The 25,360-nt window shown below is 45.3% G+C and carries 28 protein-coding genes; 9 read left to right on the forward strand and 19 right to left on the reverse strand.

Translation table 11 applies throughout. The annotated features are described in order from the left end of the window. The 5 genes from FTV08_RS11960 to FTV08_RS11980 form a co-directional block, all read right to left on the reverse strand. Positions 1-181, reverse strand: a 181-nt coding sequence (locus FTV08_RS11960; protein WP_257221205.1) for a GTP-binding protein, incomplete at its 3' end; no start/stop codon positions are given. 92 nt (positions 182-273) lie between these two features. After that, positions 274-2,409 carry an elongation factor G gene (gene fusA, locus FTV08_RS11965; RefSeq protein WP_005251123.1) on the reverse strand — a complete coding sequence of 712 codons (2,136 nt, stop codon included), beginning with the start codon at positions 2,407-2,409 and terminating at the stop codon, positions 274-276. A gap of 128 nt (positions 2,410-2,537) precedes the next feature. Then, positions 2,538-3,008, reverse strand: coding sequence for a 30S ribosomal protein S7 (rpsG, locus tag FTV08_RS11970; protein ID WP_004279240.1), 471 nt, complete (start codon positions 3,006-3,008; stop codon positions 2,538-2,540). 180 nt (positions 3,009-3,188) lie between these two features. Beyond that, positions 3,189-3,563 carry a 30S ribosomal protein S12 gene (rpsL, locus tag FTV08_RS11975; protein WP_002050319.1) on the reverse strand — a complete coding sequence of 125 codons (375 nt, stop codon included), beginning with the start codon at positions 3,561-3,563 and terminating at the stop codon, positions 3,189-3,191. 155 nt (positions 3,564-3,718) lie between these two features. Further along, positions 3,719-5,203, reverse strand: a complete 1,485-nt coding sequence (locus tag FTV08_RS11980; RefSeq protein WP_180087405.1) for an EcsC family protein — start codon at positions 5,201-5,203, stop codon at positions 3,719-3,721. A 273-nt stretch (positions 5,204-5,476) separates the two neighbouring features. Between FTV08_RS11980 and FTV08_RS11985 the strand changes: the two genes are divergently transcribed. Both FTV08_RS11985 and FTV08_RS11990 read left to right on the forward strand, forming a co-directional pair. Beyond that, the gene (locus FTV08_RS11985; protein ID WP_004730606.1) at positions 5,477-6,706 is read left to right on the forward strand and encodes a beta-ketoacyl synthase N-terminal-like domain-containing protein; all 1,230 of its coding nucleotides are present in this window, start codon (positions 5,477-5,479) and stop codon (positions 6,704-6,706) included. A 23-nt stretch (positions 6,707-6,729) separates the two neighbouring features. After that, on the forward strand, positions 6,730-7,182 hold the full coding sequence (locus tag FTV08_RS11990; protein WP_004730607.1) for a CopD family protein: 453 nt from the start codon (positions 6,730-6,732) through the stop codon (positions 7,180-7,182). A 59-nt stretch (positions 7,183-7,241) separates the two neighbouring features. On the opposite strand, the gene FTV08_RS11995 is transcribed toward FTV08_RS11990, so the two are convergent. The 4 genes from FTV08_RS11995 to FTV08_RS12010 form a co-directional block, all read right to left on the reverse strand. Next, positions 7,242-8,669 carry an amino acid permease gene (locus tag FTV08_RS11995; RefSeq protein ID WP_168386743.1) on the reverse strand — a complete coding sequence of 476 codons (1,428 nt, stop codon included), beginning with the start codon at positions 8,667-8,669 and terminating at the stop codon, positions 7,242-7,244. Positions 8,670-8,837: 168 nt separating this feature from the next. Beyond that, positions 8,838-9,203, reverse strand: a complete 366-nt coding sequence (locus FTV08_RS12000) for a RidA family protein (RefSeq protein WP_114541406.1) — start codon at positions 9,201-9,203, stop codon at positions 8,838-8,840. A gap of 48 nt (positions 9,204-9,251) precedes the next feature. After that, positions 9,252-10,364, reverse strand: coding sequence for an alanine racemase (gene alr / locus FTV08_RS12005; protein ID WP_168386742.1), 1,113 nt, complete (start codon positions 10,362-10,364; stop codon positions 9,252-9,254). A 34-nt stretch (positions 10,365-10,398) separates the two neighbouring features. Next, complete coding sequence (locus FTV08_RS12010; RefSeq protein ID WP_168386741.1) at positions 10,399-11,658, reverse strand: D-amino acid dehydrogenase; 1,260 nt, start codon at positions 11,656-11,658, stop codon at positions 10,399-10,401. Between the two features lie 140 nt (positions 11,659-11,798). Between FTV08_RS12010 and FTV08_RS12015 the strand changes: the two genes are divergently transcribed. Beyond that, positions 11,799-12,266 (forward strand): Lrp/AsnC ligand binding domain-containing protein, encoded by a 468-nt coding sequence (locus FTV08_RS12015; RefSeq protein ID WP_004646102.1) that lies wholly within the window; start codon positions 11,799-11,801, stop codon positions 12,264-12,266. Positions 12,267-12,356: 90 nt separating this feature from the next. Here FTV08_RS12015 and lysM read toward each other — a convergent pair whose 3' ends face one another. From lysM to FTV08_RS12045, 6 genes are all read right to left on the reverse strand, one after another. After that, on the reverse strand, positions 12,357-12,851 hold the full coding sequence (gene lysM / locus FTV08_RS12020) for a peptidoglycan-binding protein LysM (protein WP_168386740.1): 495 nt from the start codon (positions 12,849-12,851) through the stop codon (positions 12,357-12,359). A 185-nt stretch (positions 12,852-13,036) separates the two neighbouring features. Then, on the reverse strand, positions 13,037-13,273 hold the full coding sequence (acpP, locus tag FTV08_RS12025) for an acyl carrier protein (protein ID WP_004646101.1): 237 nt from the start codon (positions 13,271-13,273) through the stop codon (positions 13,037-13,039). 83 nt (positions 13,274-13,356) lie between these two features. Further along, on the reverse strand, positions 13,357-14,091 hold the full coding sequence (gene fabG, locus FTV08_RS12030) for a 3-oxoacyl-ACP reductase FabG (protein ID WP_004279229.1): 735 nt from the start codon (positions 14,089-14,091) through the stop codon (positions 13,357-13,359). Continuing rightward, on the reverse strand, positions 14,088-15,074 hold the full coding sequence (fabD, locus tag FTV08_RS12035) for an ACP S-malonyltransferase (protein ID WP_004730620.1): 987 nt from the start codon (positions 15,072-15,074) through the stop codon (positions 14,088-14,090). The genes fabG and fabD overlap by 4 nt, the downstream gene beginning before the upstream one ends. Positions 15,075-15,297: 223 nt before the next feature. Beyond that, the gene (gene rpmF / locus FTV08_RS12040) at positions 15,298-15,480 is read right to left on the reverse strand and encodes a 50S ribosomal protein L32 (protein WP_004279227.1); all 183 of its coding nucleotides are present in this window, start codon (positions 15,478-15,480) and stop codon (positions 15,298-15,300) included. 77 nt (positions 15,481-15,557) lie between these two features. Next, a complete protein-coding gene (locus FTV08_RS12045; RefSeq protein WP_004279226.1) occupies positions 15,558-16,115 on the reverse strand; it encodes a DUF177 domain-containing protein in 558 nt (185 codons plus the stop codon). A gap of 97 nt (positions 16,116-16,212) precedes the next feature. Here FTV08_RS12045 and FTV08_RS12050 point away from each other — a divergent pair, with 97 nt between their 5' ends. The 3 genes from FTV08_RS12050 to FTV08_RS12060 all read left to right on the forward strand — a co-directional run bounded on the left by FTV08_RS12050 (position 16,213) and on the right by FTV08_RS12060 (position 17,910). Further along, positions 16,213-16,875 carry an elongation factor P hydroxylase gene (locus FTV08_RS12050; protein ID WP_180087434.1) on the forward strand — a complete coding sequence of 221 codons (663 nt, stop codon included), beginning with the start codon at positions 16,213-16,215 and terminating at the stop codon, positions 16,873-16,875. A gap of 87 nt (positions 16,876-16,962) precedes the next feature. After that, positions 16,963-17,580, forward strand: coding sequence for an L-threonylcarbamoyladenylate synthase (locus FTV08_RS12055; RefSeq protein WP_004646095.1), 618 nt, complete (start codon positions 16,963-16,965; stop codon positions 17,578-17,580). 45 nt (positions 17,581-17,625) lie between these two features. Beyond that, positions 17,626-17,910: a hypothetical protein gene (locus tag FTV08_RS12060; protein ID WP_168386737.1), complete on the forward strand. Its 285-nt coding sequence runs from the start codon at positions 17,626-17,628 to the stop codon at positions 17,908-17,910. Between the two features lie 81 nt (positions 17,911-17,991). On the opposite strand, the gene FTV08_RS12065 is transcribed toward FTV08_RS12060, so the two are convergent. Continuing rightward, positions 17,992-18,471, reverse strand: coding sequence for a hypothetical protein (locus FTV08_RS12065; RefSeq protein ID WP_071851463.1), 480 nt, complete (start codon positions 18,469-18,471; stop codon positions 17,992-17,994). 504 nt (positions 18,472-18,975) lie between these two features. Here FTV08_RS12065 and FTV08_RS12070 point away from each other — a divergent pair. From FTV08_RS12070 to rluB, 3 genes are read left to right on the forward strand one after another with little or no spacing between them, the layout of a single operon-like run. Next, positions 18,976-19,770 carry a ScpA family protein gene (locus tag FTV08_RS12070; protein WP_180087407.1) on the forward strand — a complete coding sequence of 265 codons (795 nt, stop codon included), beginning with the start codon at positions 18,976-18,978 and terminating at the stop codon, positions 19,768-19,770. Further along, positions 19,767-20,357, forward strand: coding sequence for an SMC-Scp complex subunit ScpB (gene scpB / locus FTV08_RS12075; RefSeq protein ID WP_180087408.1), 591 nt, complete (start codon positions 19,767-19,769; stop codon positions 20,355-20,357). Before FTV08_RS12070 ends, scpB begins: the two co-directional genes overlap by 4 nt. A 41-nt stretch (positions 20,358-20,398) precedes the next feature. Further along, positions 20,399-21,451, forward strand: coding sequence for a 23S rRNA pseudouridine(2605) synthase RluB (gene rluB / locus FTV08_RS12080; protein ID WP_180087409.1), 1,053 nt, complete (start codon positions 20,399-20,401; stop codon positions 21,449-21,451). A 55-nt stretch (positions 21,452-21,506) separates the two neighbouring features. On the opposite strand, the gene FTV08_RS12085 is transcribed toward rluB, so the two are convergent. The 3 genes from FTV08_RS12085 to FTV08_RS12095 are packed head-to-tail and all read right to left on the reverse strand — an operon-like array spanning position 21,507 to position 25,351. Beyond that, the gene (locus tag FTV08_RS12085) at positions 21,507-23,243 is read right to left on the reverse strand and encodes an ABC transporter ATP-binding protein (protein WP_180087410.1); all 1,737 of its coding nucleotides are present in this window, start codon (positions 23,241-23,243) and stop codon (positions 21,507-21,509) included. Positions 23,244-23,253: 10 nt separating this feature from the next. Further along, positions 23,254-24,405: an ABC transporter permease gene (locus FTV08_RS12090; protein WP_180087411.1), complete on the reverse strand. Its 1,152-nt coding sequence runs from the start codon at positions 24,403-24,405 to the stop codon at positions 23,254-23,256. A 7-nt stretch (positions 24,406-24,412) separates the two neighbouring features. Then, positions 24,413-25,351, reverse strand: coding sequence for an ABC transporter permease (locus FTV08_RS12095; protein ID WP_004279216.1), 939 nt, complete (start codon positions 25,349-25,351; stop codon positions 24,413-24,415). Positions 25,352-25,360: the final 9 nt, after the last annotated feature.

Here is a 25,360-nt window from a genome sequence, read left to right on the forward strand (position 1 = left end):
TACCACGTGCTTTTTCTTCTGGTGCAGAGTCGATTGCAGCGTAGTCTTTCGCTTCGCCACCGAATTTCTTCGCACATACAGTTGCAATTGCAGCTGTTAAAGTTGTTTTACCATGGTCAACGTGACCAATTGTGCCCACGTTAACGTGTGGCTTATTACGTTCAAACTTAGCCTTAGCCATGAGATCTTCCTTTTTAAACTACTCATGCAGGATCACTGCATGAGCACTTGGGTTTAACTATGAATTAGTTTGGGCTTATAGTAATCGAAAGATTACTCGTCGTCACCTTTTTTACCGCCAGATTGGAACTTAGAAATGATGCCTTCAGCCACGTTACGTGGAGTTTCAGCATATTTAGCAAATTCCATAGAGTAAGTCGCACGACCTTGAGACATAGAACGCATATGAGTTGCGTAACCAAACATCTCAGCCAATGGAACTTCAGCACGAATGGCTTTAGTACCACCAGGAAGATCGTCCATACCCTGAACCATACCACGACGACGGTTTAAGTCACCCATGATATCGCCCATGTAGTCTTCTGGAGTTTCTACTTCAACTTTCATGATCGGTTCAAGAAGGATAGGATCCGCTTTCATGAAACCATCACGGAAGGCATAAGAACCCGCCATTTTGAACGACAATTCGTCAGAGTCGACGTCATGGTAAGAACCGTCAAACAATGTCGCTTTAATGCCAACTACTGGGTAGCCAGCCAAAACGCCATTCTTCATACGTTCTTGAATACCTTTGTCAACCGCGCCGAAGAATTCTTTAGGTACAACACCACCTACAACTTCTTCAACGAATTCGTAATCTTTTTCAGATTCAGGATCCATCGGCTCTAAACGTACATATACGTGACCGAATTTACCTTTACCACCTGTTTGACGTACGAATTTACCTTCTTGCTCAACAGACTTTTTGATCGTTTCACGGTAAGAAACCATTGGCTTACCAATGTTCGCTTCAACACCGAATTCACGCTTCATACGATCAACAATGATGTCAAGGTGAAGCTCACCCATACCAGCAATAATCGTTTGACCAGATTCTTCATCTGTACGAACGCGGAATGATGGATCTTCTTTCGCCAAGCGACCTAAAGCAACTGACATTTTTTCTTGGTCAGCTTTAGTTTTAGGCTCAACTGCAAGTGCAATTACTGGCTCTGGGAATTCCATACGCTCTAGTGTAATGATGTGATTTTCATCACATAATGTATCACCAGTAGTCGTGTCTTTAAGACCTACACATGCCGCGATATCGCCCGCACGAATTTCTTCGATGTCATGACGATCGTTTGCGTGCATCTGTACGATACGGCCAACACGCTCACGCTTCATTTTTACTGGGTTATAACACGGGCTACCCGCTTTAAGAACACCAGAATAAACACGTACGAACGTTAAGTTACCAACGAATTTGTCGTTCATGATTTTGAACGCTAACGCAGCAAACGGTGCTTCGTCAGATGCTTCACGAGAACCTTCAGACTCAGCTTTGTCATCAAGGATACCCTTGATCGCTTCAACGTCAGTCGGTGCTGGCAAGAATTCAATTACTGCGTCCAACATACGTTGAACACCTTTGTTTTTGAATGCTGAACCACAAAGCATTGGTTGGATTTCGTTCGCTAATGTACGCTTACGGATACCGCCAACGATTTCTTCTTTAGTAAGCTCTTCGCCTTCTAGGTACTTGTCCATGAGTTCTTCTGATGCTTCCGCAGCAGCTTCAACCATGTTAGTACGCCATTCCTGAGCTAGCTCAAGTAATTCAGCAGGGATTTCGCCATATTCGAACTTCATACCTTGAGATGCTTCATCCCAGATAATCGCTTTCATTTCGATTAGGTCAACAACACCCTGGAAGTTTTCTTCTGCACCAATTGGAACAACGATTGGCACTGGATTACCGCCAAGACGTGTTTTAACTTGTTCAACTGCACGGAAGAAGTTCGCGCCAGTACGGTCCATTTTGTTAACGAACGCAATACGTGGAACTTTATATTTATTTGCTTGACGCCATACAGTTTCTGACTGCGGCTGAACACCACCTACAGCACAGTAAACCATGCACGCACCGTCAAGAACACGCATAGAACGCTCAACTTCGATCGTGAAGTCAACGTGTCCCGGGGTGTCAATTACGTTAATACGGTGTTGTTCGAACTGGTTGCCCATACCTTTCCAGAAGCATGTTACAGCTGCTGAGGTAATGGTAATACCGCGTTCTTGCTCTTGTTCCATCCAGTCCGTAGTTGCCGAACCTTCGTGAGTTTCACCAAGCTTATGGCTCTCACCTGTGTAGAACAAAATACGTTCAGAAGTGGTTGTCTTACCTGCGTCGATGTGCGCAGAAATACCAATGTTACGGTAACGAGAAATTGGGGTTTGACGTGCCATGATTTCTAGCATTCCTAAATTTTGTTGTTTAAAACAGGACGCTTTAAGCTGCATAGCAACTTAAAGCGCTTTGGTGACAAAACCATGACGGTCTTACCATCCTCCTGAATAGGGCCTGTTTTATCTGCTTAGAAACGGTAGTGAGAGAATGCTTTGTTGGCTTCAGCCATACGGTGCACATCTTCACGTTTCTTAACCGCAGCGCCTTTGCCTTCAGATGCATCAAGCAACTCGCCAGCAAGACGTAAAGCCATAGTTTTTTCAGAACGCTTAGCAGCAGCATCTACTAACCAACGCATCGCTAGAGCAGTACGACGGGATGGGCGTACTTCCATAGGAACTTGGTATGTAGCACCACCAACACGGCGTGCTTTTACTTCGACCATAGGACGAACTTTTTCAAGAGTAGTCTCGAAAAATTCAACTGGGTCTACTTTAGATTTTTCTTGAACGCGGTCTAAAGCACCGTAAACGATACTTTCAGCAATAGATTTTTTACCATCTTGCATTACGTGGTTCATGAATTTAGCGATTGTTTGGCTGCTGAACTTAGGATCCGGAAGGATTTCACGAGCAGCGACTACGCGACGTCTTGGCATTTTAAACTACCTATAAAGATGACACTTCAGGTTTATCCAGCATGAGTACAAAGTGTCATGTACTACTCGCTGGCCTTACTATACGTCGCTTGGAATTTTCACAAAATTAATGCAGAAATCAGACAAGCGAGACGATAAAGGATTGCGGTTCTACGTTCTTAAAATTTAATTCTTAACGAATTATTTCTTAGGACGTTTAGTACCGTATTTAGAACGAGACTGGTTACGATCTTTAACACCAGCACAGTCTAAAGAACCACGAACGGTATGGTAACGTACACCTGGTAAGTCTTTAACACGACCACCACGGATAAGAACAACACTGTGCTCTTGTAGGTTATGGCCTTCACCACCGATGTAGCTAGAAACTTCGAAACCTGAAGTTAAGCGAACACGGCAAACTTTACGCATTGCTGAGTTAGGTTTTTTAGGTGTAGTTGTGTAAACACGTGTACAAACACCACGGCGCTGTGGACAAGCCTTCAACGCAGGAACTTTAGATTTTTCAACTAAAGTCGTACGACCCTTGCGGATCAACTGATTTGTTGTTGCCATTTGGCAATTCTCCCGTTAATAAAAAGCCCCAAAAACTACTACTTTTTGAGGGCATGCAATTGTAATTCAAGATGCAAAATTGGTCAACCTACTCAAGCCAAGCAAATGCCGTTTCTCACGACATTTGCTTGCTTTTATTTACCTTCAAAATTCGCTTATTTTTTTGAATTTTTACCGGCTTTTTTGATAACGTCTTGAGCTTCAGATTCAGTTTCCGAATTTTCTTGATCCTCTGCACCCTGCTGTGAAGTTTCCGTAGCAGCCTCTGCCTCGTCAGCAGCTTCTGGATGCAGTTCAGCTTCGATTTCCGGATCAAATGAAGTTTTGGTTAAAGCGGGTTGTTGCGACTGCTTATCTACCGCAGGTTCAACCAACTCATCGTTAAGCGCCTCCAGCCCTTCACTCACCTTTTCATCTTTCTTCACTTCTGCTTCTTCAGAGCTTAGATCATTCTGCTCTTTTTTGACCAGCTTGACTTGGGTAATCGTGTTATTGCCTTCAATCGCAATATCTTTATCCATGATCGGCTTATCTTTCGCAGGCTCAACATCGTGAGAGGCACCATTTAGGAGTTTCGGAGTTGCCTGTTGTAACAAACTGACTGCTTTTTCATAGGCAGCATAAGGAGACAATTGCGAATCCTGATGCTGAATCAGGTATTGACGTGCATGCGAGAATGCTTCCTGAGCTTTCTGATTTACATCCTCGACAAAACGATGGCTATATACAGCGCCAATACCAGCACTCGCCAGAGGCGTCAGTTTGGTTAATCGCTCCAGAATCGAAATTTTTGGCAGATGATTCATCCATTCCCATTTAGCCTCTCCCTCATGACGACTTAACCATTGCTTGATGGCGCTGACATCATTATCAGAACCTAGCATGGCTTGTAACTGCGAGATATCATGAGTTTTAAGTGTATTACTTAAAGCTTTTAAACCTAATAATAAGGTCTGTTTTTCCGCAATCAGGCTCAGGTCAATCTGTCTAAAGATATGCTGAACGATTTCCTGATCATCTTCTTTACTCAGGTCAAAACCATAAGAGCGACCGACTTGATAGATGGTACGCAATGCCATGAGCAAAGAGGCTGGAATATCAATGGCAGTACCAAGCATCCCTGAAGCACCACTCACTGCCCCCTGCACCGTTGCAATCCATTTGTTTTGTTCGCCTAAAGCCTGTGAAATTCGCTTGGATCGGTCAACATCCTGAGTCAATTCCTCTAAATCTTTCGCTCCCGCTTCACTCAGGATGGCATCCACCGAACTGGTTTGATTACTGAATTGATTCAGACGGTCATAAAAGTAGTTAGACACTTTTTCGGTCAGATCGGGAGAGACAAAATGCGCGACATTATTCACGGTATTAAAACGGCGTCCGAGAAGTTGGCGCGATACATTTGGAAGATGCTCGCGAAGCATTTGCTGAGGATTATCATATTTTTTAGCTGAAAAAGCGCTTTTCGTCTTCGCCGAACCATCAATCACCTGATCGGAGTTAGAAGGCTTCAGCGCTTTAGTCACCGAATCCGGCGCAACATGATTCAATAAATCCAATCCGGTTGAACTGAACTTTTTCGCCACTCCAAAGGCATTCGAAATCAGACCATTAGATTGTTTATTATTAGCATTTACCATTTTTTACCTCAGCATTCATGTGCTTGTATTTGGTATAAATACTAGGTGTAGTCAGCGTTTATCTCAACTTTATTCTGTTTCATTTAGTAAAACCCCTACATGCCGACTCACAAACTCAACCGACTGTCACACGGCATAACATTTGCCATAAGATTTCAAAAGTCTTTCTGCTATCATGTTCCCCATCATGAAATAAGGCTAAGCGCTGGATTGGGCGATTTTAAAACCCAGATATCTGCCGCTGAGCATAGAGCAAACTATAAGGATCTGTAGATGAAACGTGTTGTCATCACTGGCATGGGTATCAACTCATGTATTGGTAATACATTAGAGGATGTAAACCATTCTTTACAAAACGGGATTTCAGGAACACGTTTTAATCCGACTTATGCTGAACTCAATTTCAAAAGTCATGTCAGTGCTGCAGCCGAGCAGGATTTCGACGGGATCGACCGCAAACTGAAACGCTTTATGGGTGTATGTGCAATGTATGCGTACAACTCAGCTCTTGCTGCAGTTGAACATGCAGGTTTAAAGGTTGAAGATCTAGCTGGCAACCCACGCTATGGTATCGCGGGTGGTTCAGGTGGCGGTTCAACTGCTTCTGTTATTGAAATGAACGAATTATTGCAAACCAAAGGTGCGCGTAAAGTCGGTCCTTTCTTTGTACCACGTAATATGACCAACACCATTACAGCAAACGTTGGCGTTGCATTCAAATTACAAGGCGTGGCGCATACCATTACCAGCGCATGTGCAACCTCTGCGGATGCGATTGGTTATGCCTACAACCTGATTCAACTCGGCAAACAAGATTTAATGCTGGCGGGTGGCGGTGAAGAAGATCACTGGTCACAAAGCTTGTTGTTTGATGCGATGGGCGCACTTTGCTCTAAATACAATGACAGCCCTGAAACAGCATCACGCCCTTATTCTGCAGACCGTGACGGTTTCGTGATTGCCGGTGGTGGCGGTTTTGTGATCCTTGAGTCTTTGGAACATGCGCAAGCGCGTGGTGCTAACATTCTTGCCGAGGTCGTAGGCTATGCAGCTAACTCAGATGGTGCTGATATGGTTGCACCATCTGGTGAAGGTGCAACACGTTGCGTACTGATGGCTTTAGAAGAAGCAAAGCAACACGGTGTCGATAAAATTGACTATGTAAACACACATGGTACTTCTACTCCAGCGGGTGACATCACAGAACTTAAAGCAATGGAACGTGCTTTCGGTGAAGGCCAGGTTCCTCCATTAAGCTCAACCAAATCAATGACGGGTCACAGTCTGGGTGCTGCTGGTGTTCAGGAAGCGATTTATTCGGTTCTGATGATGCAAAATGACTTTATTGCGCCAAACATCAACGTGACCGAGCTGGATGAAGGCGCGAAACCGTTTGATATCGTGCTTGAAAAACGTGACGCAAAATTGAATACTGTGATGAGTAACAGTTTCGGTTTCGGCGGCGTAAATGCTTGTCTCATTTTCAAAAAGTGGGAAGGCTAAGCTGCCCAATTTAGGGTGACTTGATGGATGCTCCTTCTGATGCTTTCTTGTGGGTAAAAGCATTACATATTATTGCAGTAGTTTGCTGGTTCGCGGCTTTGTTCTACTTGCCACGTTTATATGTTTATCATGCCATGAGCGAAGATGCCATCAGTCATCAACGCTTTGAAGTCATGGAACGCAAGTTGTACCGTGGCATCATGTGGCCAGCCATGTTGGCCACCTTGATTACGGCACACTTTCTGGTGGATTGGGGTGATGCAACGCGTCATTACCATGAAGCCTTATGGTTTTACCTTAAAGTCGGCCTGGTCGGCTTATTGGTGATTTACCATCTGGTGTGTGGTTATTACCGCAAGAAGCTGATTGGTAATGCACACTACAAGTCACACAAGTTTTGGCGTTATTTTAATGAGATGCCAACCTTGATCTTATTTGCAGTGGTGATTTTAGTCGTGGTTAAACCTACTTTCTAATTCACCCACGCAATCAAAAAAAATCCCCGATCAGTCGGGGATTTTTTATGTCTGAATATTTAATGATTACCACGCTGACGCATACGTGGCTTATACAGCAGTCGATAGGTCACCGCCAGAATAATCAACCATAAAGGACTGATCATCAGAGCTTTTAGAGTGTCAGGTTCCAGGCTTAAAATAATCAAGGCGAATAACAGGAATGCCAATACCACATAAGACATCCATACCCCACCCGGCATTTTAAAGGTCGAGGCGGCATGCTTTTGCGGTTGCTGCTTACGGTAACGGATATAGCACACCATGATGATGCTCCAGATACTAATAAACAGGATCACACACAGCGAACTTGCCAGAGTAAAAGCTTCCATGGTGTTTGGTACAAAATACTGAAATGCTGCCCCCAACATAATAAAAGCACAGGAGAAAAATAACCCTGTGGCTGGTACTGCCCGACTAGATAACCGCGCTAAAGCTTGAGGCGCCTGTCCATCACGTGCCAAACCAAACAACATACGACTGGTCGAGAATACCCCACTGTTCATAGAGGACATCACTGACGACAATACCACCAGGTTCATGATAATGGCTGAAGTTGGAATACCGGCATACAGGAACAAACTCACAAATGGACTTTGATCCGCAGGAATCAAATGCCATGGTGTAACTGACATGATCATCAGCAATGACAATACATAGAACAGAATGATCCGCGTAGGAATGGCGTTGACCGCTTTGGGTAAATTCTTTTCCGGATCTTTGGTTTCTGCCGCCATCGTACCGAGCAGTTCCACCCCGACAAAGGCAAACATGGCAATCTGGAAGCCTGCCAGAAAACCAGTAAAGCCTTTGGGAAATAAGCCACCATGCGCCCAGACATTACTAAAGCTGGCGACGGCGCCACTCGGTGCCTGAAAACCGCTAAACACCATATAACCACCGACAAAGATCAAACCAAGAATGGCTAAAATCTTGATTAGTGCGAACCAGAATTCAATCTCACCAAACAGTTTTACCGTGACCAAGTTAATCGCGAGAATAAACAGCACACAACCCACACTAATCATCGCCTGCCCCATCGGGGTAAAGGCCATGCCTTCGGGCAACCAGAAACTCAGATAGTTAATAATCGCCGCGAGATCGGCAATCCCTACCAGCACCCAACCCAGCCAGTACGACCAGCCAATATAATAGCCAGCACCCGGCCCGATCAGGTCATGGGCCATATCAATAAAAGATTTGTAATGCAGATTGGACAACAGCATTTCACCCAACGCACGCATCAGGAAGAAGAACATGCCACCAATGATCATATAAATGATCAAAATTGAAGGGCCTGCCAGGGAGATGGTTTTTCCCGATCCCATAAACAGGCCAGTACCGATACAGCCACCAATGGCGATTAACTGCAAATGTCGGTTAGAGAGTTTTCGTTGCAACTCATGCGGCGACGATTTTACGTCTTCTGTGCCCGGGGTGGTTTTCATTTTTACATCCTTTTTAATCTTTACAACAGCATCAAGCTGAATTTACAACGTTCAGTCCTCGAACGCTTATATGACATTTTCATACTTTTTACTGCGCTGTTCAGTGAGATTTACTGCACTAAAACGACTTAAATCATTGCATGGGAGATTTCAATATCAAAAATTCAATTAAGCTTGAGCTGCAATGACTGCAATTTCAATCAGCCAGTCCGGATTGACCAAATCTGCCTGAATCGTAGCACGTGCCGGCGTACCATGACCTCGTAACCATTCCACCCAAAGCTGGTTTACGGTAGCAAAATCATCTAGATGCTTGACAAATAATTGTGCAGAAAGCAGCTGGCTTTTATCGGTATTTGCCAATGCGAGCAATTCCTCAATTTTTGCAAAGACTTCCAGTGTTTGTCCGCGTACATCCAGATCCGTGCTATTCGGCACCTGACCCGATAGATACACGGTTTGCTGATGAATCGTCACCGCACTCATGATTTGATTGCTGTTGAGTCGCTGAATGGCTGTATTTGCCTGTGTCATGCTGATATTCCTTGTTTGGGATATTTAAATAAAATTTAAATTAAAAATTTAAGCGTCAATCTGGAAATGAACCCGAGCGGTCACCGCACACATCAGCTCATAGCCGATGGTGCCTGAACTGGCCGCCACTTCATCAATCGGCAAAACCACACCTTGGGAAGATTGGCCCCAAAGTACCACTTCACTACCTATATCTGCGTGCGGCAGTGCAGTCAGATCTACCGCCAGCATATCCATACTGATTCGACCCAATGTGTGCGTTTTGATTGAATCTACCAGCAAGGGTGTACCGGTCTCCGATAGTCGTTGATAACCATCGGCATAACCACAGGCCACAATCCCGACCCGCATTTCCTGCATGGCAATAAATTTGGAACCATAGCCAACACTCTGACCTGTCTGGATCGTTTGAATGGCAATAATTTCACTGCGCAAGCTCATGCTCGGTTGCAGATTCCAGTCTTGAATCGTGTGTGTTGGATAATCTGGTGAACTGCCATACAGCATGATGCCGCTACGTACAATGTCTGAATGAAGGGTTTGATGATGCCGCAGAATGGCTGCGCTATTACTGAGCGAGATTTTACCTTCAAGCCCCTGAATGGACTGGCTAAAAATCAGGTTTTGATACTGAATCCCGTCCACGCCAAAACGCTGGCCATCCGCATCGGAGAAATGGGTCATATGGGTAATGGAACGGACAGTGTTCAGCTGTTGCAGCTCCTGCCAGATCTCTGCATATTGCTGCGGCTCGAAACCCAGACGGTTCATGCCGCTGTTCATTTTCAAATACACATCAAACTGTGCATCCGGCGCTATTTCGGCAAACTGTTTCAGCCATTGCACTTGATGTCGGGAATGAATGGCAAAGCTCATTTCATGCTTCGCACATTCAAATAAATCCGCGAGAGCGAAAATACCTTCGAGCAACAGCAGCGGCTTCTTGCATCCCAGCGCACGTAGGCGCGTGCCCTCTTCAATATCCAGAAAAGCAAAACCGTCTGCACCTTGAAGTGCAGCATAGACCCGTTCAATCCCGTGCCCATAGGCATTAGCCTTGACCACGGCAAATACCTGACTATTGGGCATACATTGGCGCGCCACACTTAAATTATGCGCAAGCGCCTGCTGATGAATGATCGCAGTAATGGGACGTGGCATACATTCCTCCTTGAATATTCCGCCTCAGATGGTCTTAAGCCGCCTGGTGATAGCGCGCCAATGACAGACCTTCGGTGCTGATTTCAGGATCACGGGCCAAGACCAGATCGCTGATTAATTTTCCTGAACCGCAGGCCATGGTCCAGCCCAGCGTGCCATGTCCAGTATTCAGGAACAGGTTTTTAAAACGGGTTTTCCCAATAATTGGCGTACTGTCCGGGGTCATTGGACGCAGGCCTGTCCAGAAGCTGGCCTGATTCATGTCACCCCCCGGGAATAAATCACGGGTCACCATTTCCAGCGTGCCGCGACGGTCTTCATTTAATCCCAGATTAAAACCGCTCAATTCAGCCATTCCCCCTACGCGGATGCGCTGGTCGAAACGGGTAATCGCAATTTTATAGGTTTCATCCAGTACTGTAGATTGTGGTGCATAGGCCGGATCTAAAATCGGAATGGTCAGTGAATAACCTTTCACCGGATAGACCGGTAAATTCAGTTCAAGCGGTTTGAGGAAATCACGTGAATAACTACCAAAGGCCAGCACATATTTATCTGCCGTGAGCACCTGACCATTCACCAGAACACCTTTGATCTGGTCACCTTCTACAATCAGCTTTTCAACGTTTTGATTAAACTTAAACTCTACACCCATCCCTTTGGCATGTTCTGCCAGGGCATTGGTAAACAGATAGCAGTCACCTGTTTCATCATTGGGTAAATGAAGACCACCCACCAGTTTGTCTTTTGCCTGTGCCAATGCCGGTTCTACACGCGCCAGTCCATCGCGATCCAGCAGTTCAAACTCAACTCCAGTTTCCTTCAGAACTTCGATATCGCGCTGAACTGCATCCAGCTGCGCATCTTTACGGAAAATCTGCAAAGTACCTTTCGCGCGGTTTTCATAAGAGATGCCAATATCACGGCGCAAATTACGTAAACAGTCACGGCTGTATTCAGCCACACGCACCATCCGTTCTTTATTGACTGCATAATGCTGGGCATTACAGTTTTTCAGCATTTGTGCCATCCACTGCAATTGCCACAAGCTGCCATCGACATTGATCGCCAACGGTGCATGATGCTGAAACATCCATTTGACTGCCTTAAATGGAATACCTGGTGCAGCCCAAGGGGTCGAATATCCTGGAGAAATCTGCCCGGCATTACCGAAGCTGGTTTCTTGCGCCGGACCTACCTGACGATCCAACACAGTCACGGTTGCTCCCTGCTGCGCCAGATAGTAAGCGCTTGCCACACCAATCACACCACTACCTAAAACCAATACGCGCATTACCTTAACCCTCAAACATCTTTTCAGTTTATTTCACTAGTATATTTTTGCTTTAATAGTTAAATTCACTATATTCAGACTGTATATTCAGTGAAATAAATGTTTTTTCGGGCAGAATTAAAAAAAAGAGGGAAATATTGATGCGCAAATTAGACCGCATTGACCGCATGATTCTGGATATCCTGCAACGCGATGGCCGGATTGCCATTAGCGAACTTGCAGCACGCGTCAATCTATCGACCACACCCTGTTCAGAGCGGGTAAAACGGCTAGAGCGTGAAGGCATCATCATGGGCTATTACGCCCGTTTAAATCCGGAAATGCTGGAGCGCAACCTGCTGGTTTTTCTGGAAATTAAACTCTCAGCCAAATCAGGTGATGTCTTTGATCAGGTGGCTCGTAATCTGACTGAGATTCCAGAAGTCCTGGAATGCCATTTAATTTCCGGTGATTTTGATTATCTGGTCAAAGCGCGTTTAAAAGAAATGAGTGCTTATCGGCGTTTACTGGGGGATTTACTGAAAAAACTGCCCGCTTCCGCCTCCTCGCACAGTTATGTGGTGATGGAAGAAGTCAAAGAAAGTTTATATCTGGACTTGGGTATTTAGTAGTGATGGCTTTTTAAAGCTACTGGCAAAAAAAACAACAAAGCCCCAAACGGGGCTTTGTGATCGAATATTAATTGGACTTATTAAAAATCAAGCAGGAATGCGGAGCACCTGTCCCGGAAAAATATCATCTGCATCTTTGAGCAACGGACGGTTGGCTTCAAAAATCTTATTATACTGATTGACATCACCATAAAATTCTTTTGAGATTTTTGACAAACTGTCACCCGATTTCACCGTGTAGAACTTACTTTCCGGCTCAGGACTGCTTACCGTAAGCTGATCATCCACTTTGGCCACATGATCAATATTACCCACGGCCAGGACGATCTTTTCACGATCGGCCTGACTTTGTACCTGACCTCTGATCGTCGCCAGATCAGAAGCGGAGTTATAACTGATGGATAAGCCAGTGATCGGAAGGCCCAGACTTTTCACATGGCCGAGTAGTTTATTTGCCACTTCCTGAGCAGAAGGCTCTGCAGGTTGTGTTGCAGTCGGCGTTGTCGTTGTAGGTGCAGCCTGTGGTTCTGCAGCAGCTGTATTCTTCTTACCGATACCTTTTACAAAATCAAAAAGACCCATAGCGGACTCCATTCTTGTTGTTAATGTCACATCACTCTTATTTTTATAATGAAAACTCTAGAGAGATAGTTAGTCATTGGTGACAGAAAGGTAATGGATTGTAAAACCTCCATTCATGTGAAATGCAGACACAAAAAAACCACCTCAAGGGTGGTCTTTATGTTCAGCAAAGCTGAAATCGGCGATTAACCTAGTTTCTTAGAAACGTAGTCAATTGCAGATTGAACAGTTGTGATTTCGTTAGAATCTTCATCAGGAATCGTGATGTCGAAATCATTTTCGAAAGACATAACAAGTTCAACTAGATCTAGAGAATCTGCACCTAAGTCATCCATGAAAGACGCTTCGTTTTTAATCTCTTCGATTTTGATACCAAGTTGTTCTGCAACTGCTTGCTTAACACGTTGTTCGATATCGCTCACAGGAATTCTCCTCATTGCTTGTGGCGTTTTTAATGCCGTTAGTTTAATTGAATCTAAAAAATTTGGAAAGTTTATACTTGAGCTTAGCTCATGTATAAGCCCCCATTTACATGCATAACTGTACCAGTAATGTAACTGGCTTTATCCGAAGCCAAGAAACTTACGGCATTTGCGATATCCTGCGGATCACCTAAACGGTTTAATGCCACCTGCTCAGTCATCTTTTTACGAATTTCTTCGCTTAGCTGCTCAGTCATTTCAGTCGCAATAAAACCTGGTGCTACCGAGTTTACGGTAATCTGACGGCTACCCATTTCTTTGGCAAGGCTACGGCTAAATGCTTCAATACCTGCTTTGGCAGCAGAATAGTTGGCCTGACCCGGGTTGGCAAAGTGTGCCACCACAGAACTGATGTTGATGATGCGACCGAAACGCGCCTTGGTCATGCCTTTGAGTACGCGCTTAGACAAACGGTAAACTGCTTTCAGGTGAATATTTAAAATATCATCCCAGTCATCTTCAGACATACGCAGCAGCAAATTGTCTTTGGTAATACCGGCATTATTGACCAACGCAAGGACTGGACCATAGTTCTGTTCGATGTCCGTTACCAGCCCATCAATCGCTGCACCGTCACGTACATCTAGTACTCTTCCAGCACCATTTTCAGCAAACTGTGCAGATAATTTTTCCGCACCTGCTTCAGACGTTGCAGTACCTATGACAAAATAACCGTCTTGAATCAACTGTTGTGCGATCGCAGCACCAATACCACGACTTGCACCTGTTACCAGAGCAACTTTACGTTCCTGTGTCATGCACTTTTCCCTTCTGCCGCCAATACGGTGTTTAATGCATCTTCCAGACGGGATTGACTGTCCAGTGGAAGTGCTTTTTGAATATTCGGCAAGCGTTTCGCCAAGTTGGTCAATACATTACCCGGACCACATTCTACGATGTACTCAATGCCTTCATCTTGAAGGTATTGTAAGGTTTTGGTCCATTGTACTGACTCATAAAGTTGCGCGGTCAACGCCTGACGCAATTCATCTACATTGGTTGCCGCTTGCGCGCCTACATTTTGTAATACAGGAATGCGTGGCAGCTCAATGGCGGTTTGTTCCAATGCCGGAGCAAACTGTTCAGCAGCAGGTTTCATCAATGAACAATGCGATGGAACCGATACTGGCAATGCAATGGCTTTTCCGCCGTTTTCTTTGGCCAATGCCATCACTGCTTCAACGCGATCTTTATTGCCTGCAACGACAACCTGCCCTTGCGCATTGTAGTTCGCCGCTTCGACAGAACCTTCGCCTGCTGCAGTTGCTTGTGCACACAGCTCAATCACTTTGGCATCGTCCAGACCCAAAATGGCAGCCATCGCACCCACACCCTGAGGTACAGCAGTCTGCATGAGTTTGCCACGCAAGTTCACTAGCTTCGCAGCATCACCCAGGCTTAAAGCACCTGATGCAACCAGTGCGCTGTATTCACCCAGTGAATGGCCTGCAAGATATTTCGGTGCTACACCGCCAGATTCCAACCACACGCGCCATAAGGCAATACTTGCAGTCAGCAATACCGGCTGGGTAAATTCGGTTTGATCCAGACCTTCGCCAGTTTGCGCAATCTGCCACAGATCAAAACCGACGGCTTCAGATGCTTCTGCAAATGTCTCGCGAATACTCGCAAACTGTTCTGCAAGCTCAGCCAGCATACCAGCTTTTTGGGAACCCTGACCCGGAAACACAAATGCAGTTTTTGTTGCTGGCGCTGCTTGTTCGAGTGGTGTAGCAGACATAATAAAATCCTTTCATTCAAGAGGTGTGCTTCTTCAATCCTAACAAGAAGACTGACCAATAAGACCACCTAAATCATTGTGGAGCGCAATTTAGCATGTAATCTTGCTGGCGGTAATTGCCAAATACAACAAAAAACCGATACACCTAAAAATCAAAGACAAAAAAAAGGGAGCTAAATGCTCCCATTTTTTCTACTAAGCTTGACGCTTAATACATCACCAATTATTCAGCAGATGCTTTAGCGAATAATTGACGACCACGGTAGATACCATCTTTAGATACGTGGTGACGACGGTGAGTCTCGCCAGTAGCTTGGTCTACAGTTAATGCATTCTCGGTTAAAGCGTCATGTGAACGGCGCATGTCACGGCGAGAGCGACTTTTACGGTTTTGCTGAACGGCCATGATGGCTCCTTACAAAGATCGAAAAAATGGATCAGAACAAATTCGATTGTCTTATACACAAGAGTATAACACAAAAATTAGTTAAGTTTACCCTTCAAAGCAGCCAAAACTTCAAACGGGTTGTCCCGTTTTTCTTCAGCCACTTCTTCTACGGCAGGTTGATGCTTATGTTCACAAAACTCATGTTTAGGCGACAACGGCATCAACAATAACAGTTCATCTTCTATCAGCGCGAGCAAATCAGCGGTCGCCGGTGCATCATAATCACCTTTGGTCGTTGCTTCACTTTCACCTAGGACGATGAAATCAGCATCCTCATCCAAGCGCTCTATCAGTGACTCATCATCCACAAGTGCTAAATGGAACGATGAAACCAGTTCAATTTCTACAGTTTCCAGACAACGCTGGCATTCCATAGGAACTTTTGTTTCAACGTGACCATCTAGCCATGCAATACGATGATAGGCATCCATTGATAGCTTACAGTCTATGTTAATCAATTGATCATCAATTGATCCAACAGCTTCACGAGCGATACGAACAAAGCGGGATAAAGGCAGTTGACCTGACCATTTAAAGCCCTGTTCAGCCCATTTAAACGGCTCAATCTGTGCCGGAAAGGTATTTGCTGACATAATTAAGGCGGCAATTCTACAAATTCATCAGTACTCTGTCAAAGATTAAGATACAATTTTGTACTTATTTCAACAGACCATTTGGGTAACTCAAGTCATGCATCTGTTGCAGCCGCAAACAGAAGTGAATGTTTCATCACTCGTTAGCACAATTCCAAGCCTTGATTCTGACAGTTCAACACAACAAGTGCAACTCTCGCCATGGGCGAATTTATCGTCAGAAGCGCAGCAAGTGGACTGGCTCATCTTACACTTTAATCACTGGTTTTCCCATTTAAATGTCACTTTAGTGCGTGGCGAATTTGAACCAGAATATTTCCCTGCTAGCGCAGACCGTCCTGCCCGGATCCAGTTTGCGCATGGTTTCTTTAATAGCGCTTTGCATGAAATCAGCCACTGGACCATTGCCGGAGACAAACGCCGTCTGCTGCCTGATCTGGGTTACTGGTATGCTCCGGATGGCCGTACTCGCGAACAGCAGGCTTTATTTGAACAGGTCGAAATCAAGCCACAGGCAATTGAGTGGATGTTTGCCCAGGCTTTTGGCCGTAAATTCCGGGTTTCTTTGGATAACCTGACTGGCGACGGCGGTGATGGCGCTAGCTTTAAAGATAATGTCTACGCTCAAGTACAGGCTTATTTTAATGGTACAGCCAAACTTCCACGTGATGCAGCTCGCTTTATGCAATGTATCTGTATCTGCATCAGAGGTGGCAAAAGTTTACAATCTGATGAATTTATACGTGAAATGCTTGATTAAATTACACAAATCTACCTTTTTTATGATTGCCAGATCTTGCCTGAGCGCCACATAATAAGCCATCAGCCCAAGCTTGGAGTAGTCTCTATGCTGCATTTACGCGTACACCCAGACAATCCGCAACCCCGCTTAATCAGTCAGGCAGTGGAACGTATCCGTGCGGGTGATGTGGTGGTCTATCCCACTGATGCGGCCTATGCGATTGGTTGCCAGATTGGGAACAAGAGTGCCATGGAGCGGATTGCGCAAATTCGTGGTCTGGGCCCAAAGCATCAATATGCGATTCTGTGCTGTGATTTGTCCGATATTGCCACTTATGCCAAGGTGGACAATGCCATGTACCGTTTGCTGAAAAATAATACACCGGCTATTACGACCTTTATTTTACCTGCGACCAGCGAAGTCCCGCGTCGGTTGATGCATCCCAAGAAAAAAACCATTGGTCTGCGCATTCCAAATAATCCGGTGTGTCAGATGCTGCTCAAAGAACTCGGTGAACCGTTGTTGACCTCTACCCTGATTTTACCGGGTCAGACTGACCCACTCGATGATCCTTATGATATTGAAATGCAACTGGGCAAACGCATTGATGTGTTTGTAGATAGTGGTTTAGGCACGTTAAGCACGACCTCTATTGTAGATTTATCAGGTGATCATCCAGAAGTGATTCGTCGTGGTATGGGAGATGTCAGCGCCTTTGAATAAATGACGCTTGAGAAATTCCTACAAACATTGAGGGAGTCAGAATGAATGGATTTATTTTATCTCCTACTGAATCAGCATGAATTTTCTGCACAGGATTTGATCTATGCAGAACTGCCTTGGACACTGCAATCCAAGGCAGTTCTGGTCGAAGCACATCCTTCTCCCCATCTCACTATAAATATTGATCATACTGAGTACCAATTTTTCCTGACGTTGGCTCTAGTGAGACAGTTGTTACAGATCTACTCCAACCAAAATGTATGCCTGGCAGAAACTTGCCAACGTATCATTGAATTTGCGACCAAGGAATACAGCCATTCCTCACCATGAAAATCTAAAACAGCATATGGTGAGAGGTTGCAGTTCTATTCTTTTCAATTCGGCAGATATGCAGTGGCTGGCAAAGACAGTTTAGGAATCTGAACTACGTTCATAATGACGAACCGCAATGAAATTTGGACATTGCGATAGCTTCTGTTCATGATGCATGAGCTCTTCACCCAGTTTATTTTTCAGATACACATGAAAAATAATCTGATCCTCTTCCAGTACATTCAGCATCGCTGTACGTGCCTTGGGTTCCATGACTTTAAAGGAGTTGATCGACTCACAAGACATGGCTTGCATATCCAGTTTAATCCGTTCATCCAGCTGATCACCCTCATAAGCCATATGCCGCATGTAAAAACGGATATTGGGATATTGGTCCAGCACACTAAAATCCATTTTCATGGCCTGCATGACAGGTCGGGCCTGTTCCGCAAAAGCTGAAAATCCACCTGATTTCAGCCCTGTGCGTGCTTCATCTTCAAGCTGCATAATCTGATATTTGGGATAAGCCCAAAATCCCCCGAATGCGATCATCCCAATAACAACCAGAATAAGTGGCATGCTTTCTTCACCTTTTTATTGATTTTTGTGATTCTTGACTATTTTTCGAGATTATAGCGGAATTTTCGACCAAAAATTATAGGGAAATATTTTATTAATACTTATTAATTTTATGTTTTTTAATGGGAAATCCGTTTAAAAATCACTCAATATCTGCTGGCTAGCTTATTTCCTCTTTTGAGGAGAATAACTTTATTGATCGAGTTTTTGAAGTGAATCAACTGGCATCATCTACCAGATACGCTTAATTATGAGAGCCAATTTAACGTGAAAATTACTGCTGCATTTCCCGCCCTGTTCTGCCGTTTTTCTCATTGCTATTTTGAAAGAGCTGATAAATTCCATTATTTTTTTAAGTTTTTATGGCTTTGACGGCTTATTTAATTTATTTAAAGTTACTTTTCCAGTACAATGACAACGCTTAATCCTGTGCTTTTCTTTCGATCAGATACCGAAAATCAAGCCTTTGCATGCCTTTGAAAATTCGCGTGGCCTATAATTGTAATGACTCAAATTATCCATAACACTATGGAATCTGCTCCGCACATTCGGGTTCTGGATGAATGGCAGGATACAATTCCAGAGGATCTGTACATTCCTCCAGCGGCATTTGAAATCTTATTAGAACATTTTGAAGGCCCACTCGACTTTTTAATTTACCTGATTCAAAAAAACGGTTTTGACCTGTTACAGGTCGATATCGCGCCGATTGCAGCACAGTATTTGTCTTATATGGACGCGATGAAATCCCTGAACATCGAGCTGACGGCCGACTATATGGTGATGGCGGCCTTACTGGCAGATCTGAAATCACGTTTGCTTTTGCCGAAACCGAAAAGCCTGACTGCGATTGAACAGGATCCAAAACAAGAACTGATTGACCGTTTAGAAAATTATTTAAGAATTAAACAGGCAGCAGAACGTCTGGGCCAGATGCCGATTCTGGAACGTGACACTTTCACCACCAACGTCAGTTTGGGAGACATCCAGCAGCCGAATGAAGGCTATTCAAGCGATTTATTGCGTGATGCCTTGCTTTGTATATTTAACCGTCCTGAACCGGTGATTCATCAGGTGCAACAGGAACCGGTACTGTTAGAGGAACGGATTGCCTATATTGAAAGTCGTATTGAAACTGGCGCAGTGCTCAGTTTTAAGGACTTGTTAAAACCGAGCCAAGGCCGTATGGGTATGGTGGTGACCTTTATGGCAGTGCTGGAACTAACCAGACAACAAAAAATTCAGATTATTGCTACAGGTATTGAAGCCCCGCTCGCAATTCAAGGAGCCAGTCAATGACACTCGATCAAAATACGCTGTTATCTGCAGAAGATAATCTGCATGAAGTCCTGATGCAGCTTGAAGCCATTATTTTTGCCAGTGACACTGCGGTTTCATTGGCTCGTCTGAAAGAAGCTTTTCAGGATCGCTATAGCAAACAGGAATTACGTCAGTATTTACAACAACTTTCCATGCTGATGCATGGCCGTTCGATCGAACTGATTGAAACAGCACAAGGTTATCGTTTTCAAGTACGTGCAAAATATCGTAATATTATTGCACAGACCTGGCCAGAGCGACCGGCTCGCTTGTCGCCTTCATTACTAGAGACACTTGCGGTGATTGCTTATCACCAGCCAGTGACTCGAGCGGATATTGAACAGATTCGTGGTGTTACGAATAACAGTCAAAACCTGCGTACGCTGTTTGACTGGAACTGGATTAAAGAGTCCGGATTTCGTGAACTCCCTGGAAGACCTGCGTTGTTAATGACAACGCCACAATTTTTAAATGCGTTTGGCCTGAATAGTTTGGGCCAATTGCCTCCCCTGCAGGATGCCAAGGAAGCTTTTATGGCCCTCGATGCGAATGCACCGAAGTCATAAATAGGTGAACTGTTGATAATTATTTCTAAGGTTATGCTGTCATGAGTGAAAAGTTGCAAAAGGTGCTTGCACGCGTTGGTTTGGGTTCTCGCCGTTATATGGAAGAAGTCATTGCCGCGGGTCGTGTAAGTGTCAACGGGCAAATTGCCCAAGTGGGTGAACGAATCGAACCAGGTGATGAGCTTCGCATCGATGGTCGTAAAGTTGCCTTCCAGATTGAAGACGAAATCCGTCGTCGTGTCATTATCTATTACAAGCCTGAAGGCGAGATCTGCTCACGTAGCGATCCTGAAAACCGTCCGACCGTGTTTGAACAGCTGCCTGCTATTCCGGGCGATCGCTGGGTGATGGTCGGTCGTCTGGATATTAACTCGACCGGTCTGCTATTGTTCACAAATGATGGCGAACTTGCGAATCGTCTGATGCACCCATCGAATGAAATCGAACGTGAATATGCGGTTCGTGTCATGGGCGAAGTAACACCACAACTGAAAAATAACATGTTGAAAGGCGTAGTGCTGGATGATGGTCCTGCGAAATTTGAATCTTTCTCTGAACTGGGCGGTGACGGGATCAACCGTTGGTTCCAGGTCGTGGTGAAAGAAGGTCGTAACCGTGAAGTACGTCGTATCTTTGAATCACAAGGCCTGAAAGTCAGCCGTCTACTGCGTACCCGTTATGGTACTGTGATTTTGCCACGCGAACTGCGTACCGGTCGCTGGATTGAACTGGATAAAAACGATATCGACAACCTGACCAAAGCTGTGGAATTGAAGCCACGTCAAGGTACAGGCTTGTTTGGTATGGCGAAACGCCGTAACGAGCGTATGCAAGACAAACCGATGGCTGCGCGCCGTGGCGGTTTCTTGCGTCAGCAACGTCGTGACAGTGATGAGCAACCACAAAATAATACTGGCCGTGAGCGTCGTGATGACAATGCTTATGGTCGTCGTGACAGAGCTGAAAACCAGAATGGCACTCAGTTTGTACGTCGTGAAAACCGTCCGGATCAAGGTTTCGGCCGCCGTGAAGAGCGTGATGAAAATGCGCCGCGTCGTCCATACGGTATCAACAAAGGCTTTAAAAAGTTTTAATTAAGATAAATAAAAAAAGTCAGGCACATTGCCTGACTTTTTTATGCCTTATGCATCAGGCACTTTGTGGAATCCCTTGCGGGATAGCACCGATTAAACGCTTGGTATATTCATGCTGTGGAGATTGATACAGTTCATCTGAATTGGCGATTTCCACCAGCTCCCCATGATTCATCACCATGATCTGATCAGAAATATATTTCACTACCGACAAATCATGCGAAATAAAGATATAGCTCAGACCAAATTCATCCTGTAAATCTTGCAGTAAATTCAATACCTGCGCCTGTACTGACACATCCAGCGCCGAAACCGATTCATCACAGATTAAAATCTCGGGTTTTAAGGTCAGGCAGCGTGCAATTGCAATCCGCTGACGCTGACCACCAGAAAACTCATGCGGGTAACGATAAAAAGCCTGTGCAGGCAAGCTGACCCGCTCCAGCAGGTCTAAAGCCATTTGTTTGCGTTCAGCATCATCCTGACCAATCTTGTGAATCTGCATCGGTTCCATCAGGATTTGTCCAACAGTAAAACGTGGATTCAGCGAAGCATAGGGATTCTGGAAAATGATCTGGATTTTACGTTGATACTGGGTAAACTCCTGTTCCGACATGTCCAGAATATCCCGACCCTGAAACAGTGCCTTGCCACCCGTAGCCTGTTGCAGACGCATCAGCAACAAGCCAATGGTGGTTTTACCCGAACCGGATTCCCCGACCAGCCCCAAGGTCTTGCCTTTGGCCAACTGGAAAGAAACCCCTTTTACTGCCTGAAATTCATCTTTGCCAAACAGTCCTTTACGACTATAAAAAGATTTTTTCAGATCCCGTACATCCAGAATAATTTCCTCTCCGCCCTTTAGTCCACGTGAACGTTGCGGAAGCTGAGTATTCAGACGGATATCTTCCAGCCAGGTTGAACCATCCTGTTTCATAAAATCGCTGATCATCGGCAAACGTAACGGACGTTGCGACAATTGTGGACGGCAGTGTAACAAGGCTTTGGTATACATGTCCTGAGGCCGGTCCAGCACCTCCCGAACCGGACCCTGTTCACGGATTTCCCCATGGCGCATCACAATCACCTGATCGGCAATTTCACCAACCAATGCCAGATCATGGGTAATAAACAGCATCGACATCTGGCGACGCTGACGCAGCGATTCCAGCAAGTCCAGAATCTGCTTTTGAATAGTCACATCCAGAGCTGTGGTCGGTTCATCTGCAATCAATAGTTTAGGTTCACAGGCAATGGCCATGGCAATCATGACCCGTTGCTGCTGTCCACCGGAAAGCTGCCCCGGATAGGCATCAATTTTAGTTTCTGGCGCAGGGATCCCCACTTCTTTGAGCAGTTCCAGGGTACGTTGCCGCGCCTGTTTTTTATTCATGCCCAAATGTAGTTGCAGGATTTCTGCAATCTGCATGCCTACCGTAAATACCGGATTTAGCGAAGACATCGGCTCCTGAAAAATCATGGCAATGTCTTTGCCACACATCTGGCGCATTTCACGGGTTTTAAGCTTGAGCAGGTTTTTCCCTTCAAAGATGATCTGGCTATCTTCTGAAATACGTGCGCTTTCTGCCGGAAGCAGGCCCATAGTGGCGAGGGAAGTGACCGACTTGCCACTCCCCGATTCGCCTACCAGTGCAACCGTGGTATTGGCCGGAATCTCGAAAGAAACTCCTTTTACGGTTTCAATATATTCTTTATTTTCACCTTTAAAACTGACTCGCAGATTTTCTACGCGAAGTAGCGCAGGTGCTGTGCTTGGAGTGATTTCAGACATCGTTGCGCTCCTATTTCAGTTTTGGATCTAATGCATCACGGAGTGCATCGGTAAACATCGAGAAAGCAGTTACCAATACCGCCATGGCGATTGAGGCTGCCGCCAGTTGCCACCATTTACCCAAAATCAGCTCGCTTTGTGCTTCATTTAGCATACTGCCCCATGACACTACCCCGATAGGCACACCGAAACCGAGGAAGCTCAAAATGACTTCGGACTTGATAAATGCCACCACCAGAATAGACATCTGTACCAGGGCAATATGGCTGACATTGGGAAAAATATGGACAAACATACGACGCATATTACTCACGCCAATCGCCTTGGCAGCCAGCACATATTCACGTGCCTTATGCTTCATGTATTCAGCACGAACCAAACGGAAGACCCCGGTCCAGCCAGTCAGACCTAAAATCAGGATGATTGATAAAATACCTTTCTGCTGTAACACTGCGGCAATGGCCAAAACCAGCAACAGATAGGGAATCGAGGTAAAGATATTATAGAACCAGTTTAGGACATCATCGACCCAGCCACCAAAGTAACCTGCTATTGCACCCAGTGCAGTCCCAATCAGTACAGCGACAAAAGCTGCAATCAGTCCAACCAGAATCGAGGTTTCAGCCCCCTTAATGGTTTTCTGTAAAACATCCTGACCCCATTTATCGGCGCCAAAGACCAGACTTTGCTTGAGTTCCCCACTTTCATCCATAAGCTGGCCGCCGAGCTCCTGATTAATGGCCTTCATGTCTTCTGCCAGCGGATCGACCACTCCATAATAATCGATGCCTGCACCTGCACCCTGCTCAGCAGCAATTTCAGCATTCAATTCAGCAATGACATCTTTTAAAGGATCAACTGGATTGACCGGTAAAGGCACAGATTCCGTGCCCTGCTCTGTATCAGATGCAACCGGAACTGGCGCTGCACTGATAAAACTCGGCGGTGCATAGCTGACCGCCACTTCTTTATTCCAGTCTTTGGCAATTAGGCCGCTCATTGACAGTACCAGCAGCAGCAGATAAAACAGCACCACATACAGGGAAAACATGGCAATCCGGTCACGTTTCAAACGGCGCATGGCCAGTTGCCATAATCCTGTTGAAGCCGATTCAGGTACTGCTTCAGCCGCTTGTTCTTTTTTAAATATCGCACTCAGCATAATTCACCTACTTCAACTGTACACGCGGATCGACCCATTTATAGATCAGATCGGCAATCAGGTTGAATATCATGGTCGCAGCAGCAACATAGACCGTAATGGCTTTAATCACAGGAAAATCGGAACGTTCTACCGCAATAATGACTTCACGGCCAATTCCAGGAATACCAAAAAAACGTTCAATCAGGAAAGCACCGATCAGCAGTGCCGGAAGTCCTGCCATGACATCGGTAATAATCGGAATCGAGGCATTGCGCAAGACATGCACGCCCATGATACGGTTTTCACCCAGGCCTTTGGCACGCGCAGTACGTACATAGTCCTGATTGACTTCATCCAGTACGAAACTACGATACAGGCGTAGTGTTGGTGCAATACTTACCACCAACATAATCAGCACAGGTAACAAGGCATATTTGAAAAGATTATCGGCGAAATTATCACTCCAGCCCTGTACCGGAAACCAGCTCAATTCATAAGCCAGGAAATACTGGAACACGATGATGTATACCAGAATACTGATCGACATACCGATCGTACACAGCATCATGATCATGCGATCAGTCAAAGAACCACGAACCGAAGCCACCCCCAAAGCCAAAATGATAGAAATAATAGTTTGCAGAATGGTCAGTGGAATCAAAATGGTCAGTGAGGGCCCCAAACGGGTAGTGATAATCTGTGCCACCGACTCCCCGGTGCTCCAGCTCACCCCATAATCAAAGGTTAAAATCTGCTTGATAAAGATCCAGAGTTGTACGTAATACGGTTGATCCACACCCAGTTGCTGACGGATGTTTTCAATCTGTTCCGCATTGGCCATTTTACCGGCCAGAATATAGGCAGGGTCTCCGCCTACCCAGTTAAACAGCAGGAATATCAGCAAAATCACCCCGAGCATGGTCGGGATCATTTGCCAAAGCCGTCGAATAATATATGCCAGCATCGCTTGTCT

Source organism: Acinetobacter sp. YH12226 (genome assembly GCF_013417805.1).
Lineage (GTDB): Bacteria > Pseudomonadota > Gammaproteobacteria > Pseudomonadales > Moraxellaceae > Acinetobacter.